At 71.7% G+C, this 14,595-nt stretch carries 9 protein-coding genes; 4 read left to right on the top strand and 5 right to left on the bottom strand.

All coding sequences use genetic code 11. The features are described from left to right. Positions 1–54 precede the first annotated feature (54 nt). The gene (locus tag AB0B89_RS28775) at positions 55–228 is read right to left on the bottom strand and encodes a hypothetical protein (protein ID WP_358559079.1); all 174 of its coding nucleotides are present in this window, start codon (positions 226–228) and stop codon (positions 55–57) included. 396 nt (positions 229–624) lie between these two features. Between AB0B89_RS28775 and AB0B89_RS28770 the strand changes: the two genes are divergently transcribed. Beyond that, entirely contained in the window at positions 625–3,081 is a 2,457-nt protein-coding gene (locus tag AB0B89_RS28770; RefSeq protein ID WP_358559077.1) for a glycoside hydrolase family 3 N-terminal domain-containing protein, read from the top strand. After that, complete coding sequence (locus tag AB0B89_RS28765) at positions 3,065–4,090, top strand: LacI family DNA-binding transcriptional regulator (protein ID WP_358559075.1); 1,026 nt, start codon at positions 3,065–3,067, stop codon at positions 4,088–4,090. Before AB0B89_RS28770 ends, AB0B89_RS28765 begins: the two co-directional genes overlap by 17 nt. Before the next feature lie 167 nt (positions 4,091–4,257). On the opposite strand, the gene AB0B89_RS28760 is transcribed toward AB0B89_RS28765, so the two are convergent. Further along, positions 4,258–5,814 carry a glycosyl hydrolase family 18 protein gene (locus tag AB0B89_RS28760; RefSeq protein ID WP_358559074.1) on the bottom strand — a complete coding sequence of 519 codons (1,557 nt, stop codon included), beginning with the start codon at positions 5,812–5,814 and terminating at the stop codon, positions 4,258–4,260. A 230-nt stretch (positions 5,815–6,044) separates the two neighbouring features. Then, a complete protein-coding gene (locus AB0B89_RS28755) occupies positions 6,045–7,610 on the bottom strand; it encodes an alpha/beta fold hydrolase (RefSeq protein WP_358559073.1) in 1,566 nt (521 codons plus the stop codon). Positions 7,611–8,103: 493 nt separating this feature from the next. On the opposite strand from AB0B89_RS28755, the gene AB0B89_RS28750 reads away from it, so the two are divergent. Continuing rightward, positions 8,104–9,429: a serine hydrolase gene (locus AB0B89_RS28750; RefSeq protein WP_358559072.1), complete on the top strand. Its 1,326-nt coding sequence runs from the start codon at positions 8,104–8,106 to the stop codon at positions 9,427–9,429. 267 nt (positions 9,430–9,696) lie between these two features. Continuing rightward, positions 9,697–11,214: a hypothetical protein gene (locus tag AB0B89_RS28745; protein WP_358559071.1), complete on the top strand. Its 1,518-nt coding sequence runs from the start codon at positions 9,697–9,699 to the stop codon at positions 11,212–11,214. Positions 11,215–11,264: 50 nt separating this feature from the next. On the opposite strand, the gene AB0B89_RS28740 is transcribed toward AB0B89_RS28745, so the two are convergent. Both AB0B89_RS28740 and AB0B89_RS28735 read right to left on the bottom strand, forming a co-directional pair. Next, on the bottom strand, positions 11,265–14,051 hold the full coding sequence (locus AB0B89_RS28740) for a DUF5682 family protein (protein WP_358559069.1): 2,787 nt from the start codon (positions 14,049–14,051) through the stop codon (positions 11,265–11,267). Further along, positions 14,048–14,533, bottom strand: coding sequence for a hypothetical protein (locus AB0B89_RS28735; protein ID WP_358559067.1), 486 nt, complete (start codon positions 14,531–14,533; stop codon positions 14,048–14,050). Before AB0B89_RS28735 ends, AB0B89_RS28740 begins: the two co-directional genes overlap by 4 nt. Positions 14,534–14,595: the final 62 nt, after the last annotated feature.

Genomic DNA, 14,595 nt, shown 5'->3' with positions numbered 1-14,595 from the left:
GGGCGCCGTGCTCCCGGCCCGCTTCGAGGGTGCGCGCGAGCGGGCGGCACAGCATCAGCGCGGCGGGCCCGCCCTGGTGCGCACGCCCTCCTGCGGCTGCACCGACAGGTACCAGTAGGTGGCGTTGCCCCCGCCGCCCCCGCCGCCACCGCTGCCGGTCGTTCCGCCCGGCTTGGCCGGGCCGGAGGTGCCGCAGGCCGCTAACGCGGCACCCAGGGGAATGCTCATGGAGAGACTGAGGAAGGTGCGGCGAGAAGGTGTCCTGGAGTCCACGCTGATCTCCGTACGTAGAAATACCGGGGGCTGGGGCGCGGCTCCATGTGAAACGTCAGATGCGGTGGCCGGCGGTCGTCAATACAGCACCTCCGGTGCCACGCGTCCGCTCCTCCTTGAGCTCAGCTTGTCGAAACATTTTCGAAACAGGCCGCGTGGCACGCCAATTTAGATTTCCTCCACTTGCCTGTCAAGGGTGGTCTCACGCCCTCGCCGGCTCCGGATTTGGCGTGTGTAAAGTACTTTCGCACGGGCGTTTACCTGGTGATCTCCCGCCGAAGAGCAGAGCCGCCACAGGCGTCGAAACGTTTCGGGGCGATCGCGGGAACAGGTCTTTCTTGAGGAGAGCAGATGACGGCGCTAGATGGGACCTCCGCAGCGGACCAGATCCTCCGGCCGTGGCAGGACCCGGCACTCCCCGTGGCCGACCGGGTAGGCGCCCTCCTTGAGAACCTGACCCTGGAGGAGAAGGTCGGCCAGCTCGGCAGCCGGTGGATCGGCAACGACATGCAGACCGACCAGGGCGTGGAGCCCGACGAGGACGCCGCGGGCCCGCTGAACGTGGCCCCGATGCAGGACGTCTTCGCGGCCTCGGGGACGGTGCCCTTCGAGAAGGCGATCCGCCACGGGCTCGGCCACCTGACGCGGGTGTTCGGGAGCGCTCCGGTGACCGCGGCGGAGGGCGCCGCGGAGGTGGTCCGGCTGCAGCGCGAGGTGGTGAGGAGCTCCCGGCTCGGCATCCCGGCACTGGTCCACGAGGAGTGCCTCACCGGTTTCACCAGCTACGGGGCGACCGTCTACCCGGCGGCCATCGCCTGGGGCGCGACGTTCGACCCGGACCTGGTGGAGCGGATGGCCGCCGCCATCGGGCGGGACATGCGCGCCGTGGGCGTCCACCAGGGCCTTTCGCCGGTGCTGGACGTGGTGCGCGACTACCGCTGGGGCCGGGTCGAGGAGACCATGGGCGAAGATCCGTACCTCGTCGCGATGCTCGGCGCCGCCTACGTGCGCGGCCTGGAGAGCGCCGGGATCATCGCCACGCTCAAGCACTTCGCCGGATACTCCGCCTCCCGGGGGGCCCGCAACCACGGCCCGGTGCCGATGGGCCGGCGCGAGCTGCTGGACATGATCCTTCCGACGTTCGAGACCGCCATCGTCGAGGGCGGCGCGCGTTCTGTCATGAACTCCTACTCCGACGTCGACGGCGTTCCCGCCGCCGCCGACTCGTGGCTGCTGACCGACCTGCTGCGCGACGAGTGGGGATTCACAGGGACGGTCGTGTCGGACTACTGGGCCGTCCCGTTCCTCGCGACGACGCACCAGGTCGCCGCGGACACCGACGAGGCCGGGGCGCAGGCGCTCACCGCGGGCATCGACGTCGAGCTGCCCGACACGCTCGGCTTCGGCCAGCAGCTGGCCGAGCGGGTGCGGCGGGGCGAGCTGCCCGAGTCCCTGGTCGACCGGGCCGCCCGCCGCCTGCTCACGCAGAAGGTGCAGCTCGGGCTGCTGGACCCCGGCTGGACGCCGGAGAAGTCGGTGGCAGGGGCGGAGGCCGTGGACCTGGACTCGCCGGCCAACCGCGCCCTGGCCAGGGAGCTGGCCGAGCGGTCGATCGTGCTGCTCGACGCGGGCACCGCGCTGCCGCTGCTCGGCGAGGGGCGTACGGAGCCACGCCGGGTGGCCGTGGTGGGGCCCTGCGCCGACGACCCGCGCACCTTCATGGGCTGCTACGCCTTCCCCAACCACGTGCTGCCCCGTCATCCGGGCCTCGGGCTCGGCGTGGACGCGCCCAGCCTGCTCGACGCGCTGCGGGCCGAGCTGCCGGGCACCGAGCTGATCTACGAGCGAGGCTGCGACGTGCGGGACCAGGACCGGTCCGGCTTCGCCGCCGCGCTCCGGGCGGCCCGTGAGTCCGACCTGTGCGTGGCCGTCGTCGGCGACCTGGCCGGGCTGTTCGGGCAGGGGACCTCGGGCGAGGGTTGCGACGCCGAGGACCTGCGGCTGCCCGGGGCGCAGGAGGACCTGCTGGTCGAGCTGGCCGCCACCGGCACGCCGGTCGTGGTGGTCGTCGTGTCCGGCCGCCCGTACGCGCTGGGTGAGGTGGCCGGCGGGGCCGCCGCGCTCGTCCAGGCGTTCATGCCCGGCGAGGAGGGCGGGGCGGCCATCGCCGGCGTCCTGTCCGGCCGGGTGCAGCCCAGCGGGAAGCTGCCGGTGCAGATCCCGCGCGGCCCGGGCGGGCAGCCGGGCACCTACCTGCAGCCGCCGCTGGGCTCCAACAGCCACGGCATCAGCAACCTCGACCCCACCCCGCTGTTCCCGTTCGGGTACGGCGCCTCGTACACCACCTTCGAGATCGGCGATCTGCGCGTCAGCGACGCCGAGGTGCCCACCGACGGTGAGTTCACCGTGTCCGTGCTGGTGCGCAACACCGGGGGCCGGGCGGGCGAGGAGGTCGTCCAGCTCTACCTGCACGACGTGCTCGCCCAGGTCACCCGGCCGGTACGGCAGCTCGCCGGGTTCGCCAGGGTCCGGCTGGAGCCCGGCGCGAGCGCGCGGGCGACCTTCACCGTGCCCGCCGACCGTACCGCCTTCACCGGGCGCGACCTGCGGCGCGTCGTCGAGCCCGGGGACCTGGAGGTGTTCGCGGGCACGTCGGCCTCGGACCTGCCGTGCCGGGGCCACGTACGGCTGACCGGCCCGCTGCGGCACGTCGGCCGGGGCCGGCGGCTCGTCACGCCCGTGGACGTGGAACCGGCGCCGGACTCGGGCGCCACGCGACAGGGAGGGACGAATGCCGGCCAGTCGTAGACGGGCCACGCTGGCCACGGTCGCGGCCTCGGCGGGCGTGTCGGTCGCCACGGTGTCGAAGGTGCTCAACGGCCGCAGCGACGTCGCCCCGTCGACCCGCTCCCTCGTGCAGTCGTTGCTGGAGCAGCACGACTACGTCGCGCCGCCGCAGCGCCGGGGCGAGGCGGCGGCGGCCGGCACGATAGAGGTGGAGTTCGACGCGGATCTCAACGCGTACTCGACCGAGATCGTCCAGGGCGCGGTGCGGGCCGGGGCCGAGCTCGACGTGGCGATCGTGGTGAGCATCCGGACGAACGCCGGCCGCACCGGGGTGTGGGCGCGCGACCTGGTCGCGGCCGGGCGGCGCGCACTGATCGCCGTCACCGGCGAGCTGACCGCCGGGCAGCTCGCCGCCCTGTCCCGCGCGCGGCTGCCACTGGTCGTGATCGACCCGCTTAACCTGCCGCAGACCCAGGTCACCAGCGTCGGCTCGACGAACTTCGCCGGAGGCCTGGCCGCCACGCAGCACCTGCTCGCGCTCGGGCACCGGCGCATCGCCTACCTCGGCGGCCCGGCCACCGCCGCCTGCAACCAGGCCCGGTTGCACGGCTACCGCGCCGCCATGGAGGCCGCGGGCGCTCCGATTCCCCCAGGTCACGTACGGACGGGGCGCTTCCTCTACCAGGACGGCGTGGCGGGCGGCGCGGCCCTGCTCGACCTGCCCGAGGCGCCCACGGCCATCTTCGCGGGCTGCGACGAGATCGCCCTCGGCGTGCTGGAGGCCACCAGGGCGCGGGGGCTACGCGTGCCCGAGGACCTCAGCATCGTGGGCTTCGACGACACCCAGCTCGCCCAGACGGCCTCCCCACCGCTGACCACGGTGCGCCAGCCGCTGCGGGAGATGGGCGGCGTCGCGGTGCGCACGGCGCTGCGCCTGGCCGCGGGGGAACGGGTCGACTCCCACCACGTCGAGCTCGCCACCGAGCTGGTCGTGCGCGGCTCTACCACGGGGACGCCCGCCCGCGCCTGACCCGAGCGCCTGACCCGAGCGCCTGACCCGAGCGCCTGACCCGAGCGCCTGACCCGAGCGCCTGACCCGCGAGGCCGACCTGCGGGTGACCTGAGCGGGTGACCCGTGGCCGACCTGGGGCGGCCGCCCCCGAACATCCGGGAGCGGCCGCCGACTCCGGCCGCGGGCTAGCGGCCCTGTAGCGCCTTGACGTTGTCGCCGAAGGTCCAGCTCTTCGATCCGTCCCAGTTGATGGACCAGGTCATCAGACCCTTGAGGCCGCCGCTGAAGCTGTTCCAGCTCTGGGACACCAGAGAGGGCGCCATGTAGCCGCCTCCGGCTCCGCTCTGGGCGGGCAGGCCGGGGACCTGCTTGTCATAGGGGACCTTGATCGTCGTGCCCTGGATGACCAGGCCGTTGTTCAGGCAGGTGGTCTGGGCGGTGAACCCCTGAACCGTGCCGGCGGAATAGGAGTCGCCGGAGCAGCCGTACATGCTTCCGTTGTAGTACTGCATGTTCAGCCACCAGAGGCGGCCGTTGTCGGCGTACTTCTTGATGATCGGCAGGTACGATCCCCAGATCGAGCCGTAGGTGACGCTGCCCCCGGTGACGTACGCCGTCTCGGGCGCCATGGTCAGGCCGAAGTTGGACGGCATCTGGGCGAGCACGCCGTCGATGATGCGGATGAGATTGGCCTGCGAGGTGGAGAGCTGGTTGATGTTGCCGCTGCCGCTGAGGCCGGTCTCGATGTCGATGTCGATGCCGTCGAAGTTGTAGCGCTTGAGGATCGGCACGATGGTGGCCACGAAGCGGTCGGCGACGGCGCTGGAGCTGAGGTCGATGCCGGCGGTCGCTCCGCCGATGGACATCAGGATCGTCAGGCCGGCGGCCTTGGCCTGGCACATCTCGGCCGGGGTGGCGACCTTGACGGTTGCGTCCATGCCGTCTTCCCACAGGACGGTTCCGTCGGAGCGGATGACGGGGAACGCCGCGTTGATCACGTTGTAGCCGTGGGCCTTGATGCGGGAGTCGGTGATCGGAATCCAGCCGAGCGGCGGGTGCACACCGTTCGACGCGCCGTCCCAGTTCTCCCAGTACCCCTGGAGGACCTTGCCCGCCGGCCTCGACTTCACCGCGCACGTGCCACCCGTCTGGGTCGGCGTAGGCGTCGGGGTGGGTGTCGTGGTGGGCGTCGTAGTGGGCGTGGGCGTCGAGGTGGGCGTGGGCGTGGGCGTGCTCGACGGGGGGACGCCGGGCCCGTCGAAGCTGATGTCGTCGGCGTAGTAGGTGCCCTGCCCGTACCACCCGTGCAGGTAGACCACGGCGGTGGTCTGGCCGGCCGCGGTGGTGAAGGCGACCGAGAGCTGCGTGTACGTCGCCGACGAGGTCCAGGTGGAACCGCCGCCGTTGACGCCGAGGTAGACGTAGCTGCCGCGCACCCAGGCGGTCAGGGTGTAGGCGGTGCTCGGCTTGACGGTCACCGACTGGATGCACTGGGCGTTGTCGGAGGCACTGGCCGCGCCGGCGAGCGCCTTCGTCCCGGAGCGGACCGGGGAGCCGACCACCGAACCCAGCCCACCGGTGCAGGACCAGGGCGAGAGGGATCCGGTCTCCAGGCCCGGATTGGCGAGGAGGTTGGCGGCCTGGGCCGACGTCTGCGTGACGAGGACGCCTATGACCGCCAGCAGCAACGAGACTGCCAGCGCCAGGAGGCGGGGCGTTCGCTTCCGGGATGTTCGCTTCATGGGGGGTGACAACCCTTCTGTCGCCCGGGTGCGAGGGGTCACCGGGCATCGACGGCGGGCGGGGGGTGCCCTTGGAACGCCTTCTTATAGGAAAGTTTCCTAAGAGTTGTCGCGATCGTAGCCCCGACTTCAATGCCGTACAAGGCCCAAAACAGGACAGGGGGGCAGGAGAAACGGCGGCAGCGCCCGCGGGACGCGGGCGCTGCCGGGGATGTCGCGGGGAAGGGAGGTCAGGGGGCGTGGACGGGCCGGCCGGTCCGGGTGAGCGGCCAGTTCCTCGCCGAGTTCGTCCCGGCGAACGGCTGCGCCGGGTACTCGGGGGCGCAGCGGGTGCCGGGTCGCGGCATCTTGAGCTCGATCAGGTACTTCTCGATCGTGTCGTGGGCGCAGACGCTGTTGCGGAACTGGCCATGCCCGACGCCCTCGTACTCCAACAGGACCGACCGCGGGATCTGCTGGGCGGCCGCGTGGTTCCAGGCCGCCGGGGTGCCGACGTCGTAGCGGGCCGTGGCCACCAGGATGGGCGGGTTGCCGCTGATCCTGAGCCGGTGCTGCGGGTTGGACACCGGGCCCTGCCAGTTGAGACATCCCACCACGTCGGACCAGAACGGCGAGAGCTTCGTGTGCGGGGCGACCGTTTCGAGCCGCCGCCGGTACTGTTCGAGCTGGGAGAAGCTCTTGACGTCCCACTTCCAGTCGGAGCACCAGATGGCGGGGTAGGGGTTGTTGACCACTTCCGCCTTGGCGGTGGCCTTGAGCGCCGGGGGAGTGCCTTCGGCGAGGGCCTTCAGCCAGCCGGCGGTCTCGAACCAGCCGCTCGGGCCGTACATGGAGCCGAACAGTCCCACCCGCAGTTCCTCGGCGGAGATCGGGTGGCCGTCGGCGGGGTCCCTCAGGTCGCCGGCCTCCGCCTTGGCGTGCAGCCCGTCCCACACCTCGACGACCTTCTGGTCGTGCAGCGCGCAGGCCGTGGTCGCGCCGCACCACTCGCCGAATTCGAGGAAGCTGCCCTCGAAGTCCTCCGTCGTGGTCTTCAGGTACTGCCACGCGGAGGTGATGCTGTGGTCCATGTTGGAGTCGATCGCCATCGCGCGGATGTTGCGCGGGAACAGTTCGGCGTACTGCTGGCCGACCTGCGTGCCGTAGGAGATCGCGAAGAAGCTGATCTGGCGTTCCCCGAGTGCCACCCGGATCGCGTCGACGTCGCGGGCCGCGCTGGTGGTGTCCACGTGGTCGAACAGCGGGCCGGTCTGCTTACGGCAGTCCTTCGACAGGTCCGCGTTGAACCGCAGGAAGGCCCGGTACTCCGCCTCGCCGGCGGGATAGGTGAAAGGCGTACGGCGGACCAGGTCCTCGCTGCACACCGCCTGGGTGCTGCGGCCGACGCCGCGCGGGTCGAGGCTGACGAGGTCGAAGTACCGCCGGATCGGGTCGCTGTCCGGGATGGCGCGGTTGACGATGAACGGGCTGATCCCCGAGCCACCGGGGCCGCCCGGGTGGATGACCAGCACGCCGATGCGCTTGGCCGGGTCCAGCGCCTTGAGCCGGCCGATCGCCAGGTCAAGGGTCGGCCCGCTCGGCTTCGTCCAGTCGATCGGCACCTTGAGGGTGGCGCACTCGCCCTTGTACGTGGTGCCGCACTCCGCCCACTGGATCGGCGCCGAGGGGCGCCAGCCTGAGGTCGCGGCCCCCGCGGCCGCCGGCTCACGGGGAGTGGGGTCAGCGAGGGCCGGTCGCGCGAGCGAGGTCGTCAGCGCGAGTCCGGCGAGCGCAGCAGTGAATAACCGCCTCTTCATGGATTCCCTTCACAGTCACGTGCCGCATGCGAGGGGTGGGCGGGAGATCAGGGCCGTGCGGAAAGGGCTCCGGCCGCTGCCGGTGAAGCTCGCCGGTGGGGCGAGTGCCGTGTCGCCGGTCGTGGGGACGCCTCAACCCGTCTCGCATGCGTTTCCCTCTGGAGGATGTGCTTCGCTGGTCGTTAACGGTTGACAAGGCCAAATATCGTGACATCCCCGACCAGAATGATCATAATGGCCGGACGCCGCCGATGTTGATATTTATGCGAACCAGGAGGTGAGCGCCACCTCCGGTCGGCGCGGCACCGATCACGCCGGCCGAACTCGGGAAGCCCGGCCCGGCCAACCCGCCGCGTTCGGCCCGCGTGGAGATCTGGTATCCGTTTCGCCGGCCCCACACGCTCACATGTGTCCGGGCGAGGTACCCGAGCTCCCTGTTCATCCTCAACGGCCGCCCGTCCCATCGGGTGGACTGCAACGAAAGGATCGCCGAGTGGCTGAAGCAGTGGAACCCCGTCGTTGGCACGCCCGTCTCGAAGGGCTGATCGCCGAGTACGAGGTGCCCGGCGCGAGCCTGGCCTTCCTGCACGAGGGGGAGGTGCACGAATTCGCCGCGGGAGTGCTGAACGTGGACACCGGGGTGGAGGTGACCACCGACTCCCTCTTCCAGATCGGCTCGATCACCAAGGTGTGGACCGCCACGCAGATCATGCTCCTCGTCGAACGGGGCGAGCTGACGCTCGACACCCCGGTCGCCGAGGTCCTGCCGGAGTTCGCCGTCGCCGACCCGGAGGTGACCAAGACCGTCACGATCAGGCACCTGCTCACGCACACCTCAGGCATCGACGGAGACCTGTTCCTCGACACCGGCCGGGGCGACGACTGCGTGGAGAAGTACGTGCGGGCGTGCGCCGACCTGCCGCAGAACCACCCCCTCGGCGTCACCCAGTCGTACTGCAACTCCGGGTTCGTCATCGCCGGGCGCGTCGTCGAGCGCCTCACCGGCAAGGTGTGGGACGCCGCGCTGCGCGAGCAGATCATCGAGCCGCTCGGCCTCACCCACACCTGGACCCTGCCGGAGGACGTCCTGCGCTTCCGTTCCGCCATGGGCCACATGGACGGCCGGCCCGCCCCCGTCTGGGGCCTGATGCGCTCCGGTGGCCCGGCCGGTTTGATCTGCGCCAGGCCCGCCGACGTCGTGGCGTTCGCCCGCGCGCACCTGGGCACCGGGCTGCTCACGGACCCCCGGGCGATGTGGGAGCCGCAGGTGGACGTCCCCAACCCCCAAACGATCGGGAAGCAGTGGGGCATCGGCTGGATCCTGAACGAGTGGGAGGGCCGGCTGATCGTCTCCCACGGCGGCAACACCATCGGCCAGGCCGCCATGCTCTGGATGGTCCCCGGCAGCGAGACGGTGGTCTGCCTGCTGGCCAACGGCGGGCACACCGCGGCGTTCCAGCAGGCTCTGGCCACCGAGCTCTTCGACGACCTGCTCGGCCTGGCCGTGCCCCCCGTCCTCGGCCCCCCGGCGGAGCCGTTCGAGACCGACGTCGAGCGTTACGCCGGCGTGTACGAGCGGGCGGGCACCCGGATGACGCTCACGGTCCGCGACGGCAGGCTCGCGCTGTTCGCCGAGGCCACCGGCGCGCTGGCCGGGCTTCAGCCGGATCTGGCCTTCGACCTCGTCCCGGTGGACGACACCACCTTCGCCGGCCGCCCGGAGGGCGAGCCGCAGTGGCTGTCGGCCGTCTTCTACGAGCTCGCCGACGGCTCCCCGTACATCCACCTCGGCGTGCGCGCCACACCAAAGATCGCCTGAGAGCCGGGACGTCCGAGGACCTGGGGAAGCGTTTCGACGAGACGCGAGCACTCCGCGCCACCCCGCGCACACGGTGATCGAGCCTGGTCGGGGCCTCACCGGATCTTCGTGAGGCGGACGGTCACGTACGTGAGGGCAGGTGGCCGCCATCCGGTGCCCGCTCCAAATCGGGGCTGGCCCAAGGGAAAGGAGTGACCAGGTCGCGGGACCGTCGACGATCATCCTGCTTGGCTGGCGCGCATGATTCAGAGCCGACGAAGCAGACTCTTGGCCACGATCGTGGCCACGGTCACGATCACCACAGGAATGGCGGCGGCACCCGCGCGAGGGATGGCCGCCGGGGACGCGGCCGCGAGGGTCGAGGCGTACCTGGACGGGATCCGCGACGAGCCGGGCAGGCTCCGCGAGTTCACCCTGGATTTGCCGAAGGGCGCCGACATCCACGCGCATCTGTCGGGCAGCGTGCCGACCAGGGGCCTTCTCGGCTCGGCCATGCGCGACGGACTGTGCGTCGACACCACGTCCTTCGTCGCCTCGGCTCCGCCGTGCCACGCCGGGCAGCGACCGGCCCGTGACGCGGCCACGGACGGCTCCTTCGGCGACGACGTCGTGCGGGCGTGGTCGATGCAGGGCTTCACTCCGGGCGCCGAGTCGGGCCACGACCACTTCTTCGCGACGTTCGGCAAGTTCGGCGCCGCGGCCGCCCACAAGGGCGAGATGCTCGCCGTCGTCGCATCCCGGGCGGCGGCCGAGAACGAGTTCGCCGTGGAGGCCATGCTGTCCCGCCAGTCGGGGGCGATCGGGGAACTCGCCAAGAAGGTCGGGTACGACCCGGATCCGGCGCGGCTGCGCGACCGGCTGCTGGCCGGCGGCGCGATGGCCGCGATCGTCAAGGCGGCGCGCGCGGACGCGGACGCGGACCTGAAGGAGATGCGAGCCACCCTCGGCTGTGGCAAGAACGGCGCAGACCCGGGCTGTGAGTTGCCGGTGCGTTTCGTCCTCCAGGTCACCCGCACGAGCGCTCCCGAGGTCGTCTTCGCCCAGATGCTGCTCGCGTTCGAGCTGGCCGAGGCCGACGAGCGCTACGCCGGTCTGAACCTGGTCGCACCGGAGGACGACAAGGTCGCGCTGCGCGACTACCGGTTGCACATGCGCATGCTCGGCTACCTGCGGGGCCTCTACTCCAAGGCCCACATCTCCCTGCACGCGGGCGAGCTCGCCCCCGGCATCGCTCCGGCCGGGGACCTGCGGTTCCACATCGGCGAGGCCGTACGCACGGGCAAGGCCGAGCGCATCGGGCACGGTGTCGACATCGCCGGCGAGGACGGGTCGGCCGGCCTGCTGGCCGAGATGGCGGGCAAGCACGTGCTCGTCGAGATCGCCCTCACCAGCAACTGCCAGATCCTCAAGGTATGCGGCGACCGGCATCCGTTCGCGGCCTACCGCAAGGCGGGAGTGCCGGTCACGCTCGTCACCGACGACGCGGGCATCGAGCACACCGACCTGAGCGGGGAGTACGAGCGGGCGATCACGTCCTACGGGCTGCGCTACGCCGATGTGAAGACCATGGCCAGAGCCGCGCTCGACCACGGCTTCCTCCAGGGCCGAGGCCTCTGGCGTGCGCCCGACGACTACGTTCCCGTGCCGGAGTGCGCTGGAACGCCGCTCGGTGGCGCCACGCCTCCGGCCGCGTGCAAGGCTCTGCTGAAGGCCAGCCCCAAGGCGAGGGCCGAATGGAACCAGGAGGCGGCCTTCACCCGCTTCGAAGACCGCTACGACGGCTGACATGGGCCGGTGGCCGTGCTGCCGGACCCCCGGCGTGGACTCAGGCCGGATCAGGCGAGCAGGCCCGCCACGGCGAGGGCGGGCTCGGGGTGCCCGGCCAGCAGCGCGCTCACCTCCCGGTGATCGGACGCGCAGGCCACGGGATCCCGCCACCCCGCGTCGCACCCGAGGAGCTCCGCCACCGCGTCGCACGCCGTGGGATGCCCCACCAGCAGCTCGGACACCGGCCCCGCGGACACCGGGGCCGGACGCGGCGCGGTTTCGGTCGCCGGCCGCGTCCCCTCCGCGCTCCATGGAGGCACCCACGCGTCCACCGAGGCCAGGCTGCCCGGGAACGTGCGGCCCGCCTCGCGTACGAGCATCGGCATCAGCTCGCCCGCCTGGTCGCGGAGCATCGTGATCAGCCTGGGCAGCCACGGCAGCAGGACGGCGTCGGGCAGCCGCCCGAAGGCCTTGGAGATCACCTCCACCACGAAGCCCGAGAGCGCAGGCGCGGGCTCCATGGCCTGCACGAATCCCGTGATGTACAGGGGGAACGACGGGAGCACGAGGGGGTTGGCCAGCAGCTCGTCGCACCGCGACCGCAACTCGGCCGGCGGCAGCAGGCCGAGCCGGCACTGGGCGGCCCACAGCAGCGCCACCTTGGCGGGCGCCTCGGGATGGGACTGCCTCACGGCGAGCTGCAGCTGCGCGCGGTCGCATCCCAGCGTTAGCGCGAGGCTCTCCATGCCGAACAGGAAGCCGAGCATGGCGCCCACCTGCCGGATGCCGGTGTCCTCGTCCACGAAGGCGGTCGGCAGCAGGGTGCAGTAGTGCGCGTACCCGCCGCTGACGAACGCCTCGCACCAGGTGGGAAGTGCCGGCTCGGTGGCGCGGTAGTGGGCGAGCAGCCGCCGGATCCGGCGCAGCACCTCCGGCGCGTCGTCCACGGTGCGCTCGGCCGCCAGCAGCTCGACGGCCCGCGCCCCGAGCTGGTCGGCCAACCGTCCGCCGCCGAGGTAGAGCACGGCGTCCTCGACCGCCGCGAGGGCGACGGCCGCCGTGGCGTCCGGCTGCCACACGGTACGGCGGAGCCGCCGCTCCAGCACCTGCTCGATGGTGACGCCCTCGTAGCCGAGCTCGATGATGGAGCGCTGGTAGCGGCCGAACGACAGGTCCCAGCTCTCCTGGATCGACCGCTCGCCCAGCCTGCGCTCGCCCATGATGGGCCGGACCGCCTCCCGCGGCAGCAGGTAGCGCAGCATCCACAGAAGGTCGGAGCAGGCCACCAGCCCGGGGTCCGCGCCGAGGTCCAGCAGCGCCCGCTGGATCGTGCGCTTCTCCAGGTCGAGCCCCAGCGGCTTCAGCCGGTCGAACACGTCGCGGGCCAGCGGCGGCAGGGCGTCGTAGCCGACCTCGCCGACCCGGTCGCCGCCGAGGAGGATCTCGCACAGGCGGCGCACGTCGCGGCGGCCGGGCACCACGTCCTTCTCGATGCACGTGACGGCCGCGTCCTGGAAGTCGTACGGCGTGGGCCTCGCCCTGTTGCGCAGCCCCGCGAGCAGGATCGAGGTCTCGAACACGGCGATGGTGTCCGCCGTGCCGGCCAGATACCCGTTGCGGCGGGCCAGCCTGACGATGTCGACACACCAGCCGAGCAGCTCGGTCTCGTCGAGGTCGTCCAGGGCGGGCGGCCTCGACAGGAAGCCGGAAAGCTGATCGGTGACCGGGGCCCGGGGGACGGGCACCGCTTGCCGGGCGCGCGCCGACCGCTTGCGGGCGCCCTTCTGGCCCGCGAGCTGGAAGGGGGTGTGGCCGCCGCGCGCCGCGGCCTTGGCCCAGGTCGCCGCGGCGATCGACACCGAGCCGGAGGCCAGCCCGAACTGGGCCTCGATGGCCGAGTGGCTGGAGGGGACGAGCCCGTACAGCCAGCGCGTGGCCGTGCGCGGGCTGATGTCGAAGTCCGGCGCCTCGGCGGAAAGGCCGAACTGCTCGACCCGGCTTGCGGCGTGGAACGCGCCGCACACGTACAGGCACTGCGCCGGATCGGCGCCCGACGCGGCCAGGTGCTCGCGCATCCGGGTCCACATGTAGCGCTCGCGGTCCTCGTCCCTGGCCAGCCGGTCGCCGCCGGGGCCAAGCCGCCGGAACAGGCTGCCGACGAGCACCATGACCTGCCGGTAGGTGTCGTAGTCCGCGCCGGCCAGGGGCTGCTCCACGTACTGGTCCCACCACTCAGACCAGTGCCTCACCTTGCCGTGGCGCATCAGGTGCTCCTCGAGCTCGGCGAAGCGGGGGCGCAGGTCGCCGATCTCGATGCCCACGGCGTCGCCGTGCAGCGCGGCGTCGTCCCCGTGCCCCGCCGCCTCCGGCTCCTCCTTGGGCGCCCACTGGAAGACGTGGTCCGACGAGCGGTCCACCAGCACCAGCTCGACGCCGGGCGTTTCGAGCGCGTAGGAGATGGCCTGGTACTCGGCCGACGCCTCGGTGATGGGGGCCACCACGCTGAGTGGACCCCAGGCCGGCGGGAAGCCGTCGAGGTCGGTCGCGAACGCCTGCAACGCCACGGGGAGGCGGCAGTTGCGCAGTTCGGTCAGCAGCGGCCGCAGGTCCTCACAGAGCTCCAGGTAGACGACCTTGGGTTGCTTCTCCCGCAGGCGGCGCACCATGGCCAGCGCCGAGGCCGGTGAGTGGTGGCACACCGGGAAGATCTCAAGCTCCTCGCGCAGCGCGCGGTCGACGTCGTCCACCAGGCCTGCCAGGATGCCCGCCAGGGCGTCGGGAGCGCCGGCGAACGCGGTGGCGGCGTCGACCAGCTGCCCGCGAAGCGCGCCGAAGGGGCCCATGCCAGCGCTCATGACAGCGTGGCGATGGCCTGGCGGCCGCCCTCGAGGAACTCCGGCCACAGGCCGCCGTCGTTCTTGCTGCGGGGTTCGACGACGCCGTGCCAGTACTTGTTCAGGATGGCCAGGTCCTCGGGGGTGCGCCGGGCCAGCGAGCCGACCAGCGAGCCCGCGAGCGTCTCGGCCCGAAGGGTGCGGTCGCCGAAGAAGTTGCTGTGCAGGATGGCGTCCTCCAGCACGCCGATCTGCTCGGCCGTCGACAGCGCGGACTCGAGCTTCTCGTCGTCGCTGGTGGCCGACGCGGCGGCGGCGCGCAGGTCGGCGAAGCTCTGTAGCAGGATGTCGAGCAGCGTGGGCGGCAGCTCCAGCTCGATGCGGTGCCGGCGCAGCAGCTCCACGGTGCGGAAGCGGACGATCTCAGCCTCGCTGCGCCTGCTCGTCACGACCGGGATCCGGACGAAGTTGCCCCGGGACCGCTGCCCGGAAATCCCCCTCACTTTGATCATTACTCGCGACCGCGCGCGCCCTGATGGCAGAAATCGCCATATCCATGTCATTG

The sequence above is a fragment of the Sphaerisporangium sp. NPDC049002 genome (assembly GCF_040649355.1).
In the GTDB taxonomy this organism is placed as follows: domain Bacteria; phylum Actinomycetota; class Actinomycetes; order Streptosporangiales; family Streptosporangiaceae; genus Sphaerisporangium.
This window is presented reverse-complemented; position numbering and strand designations above follow the sequence as displayed.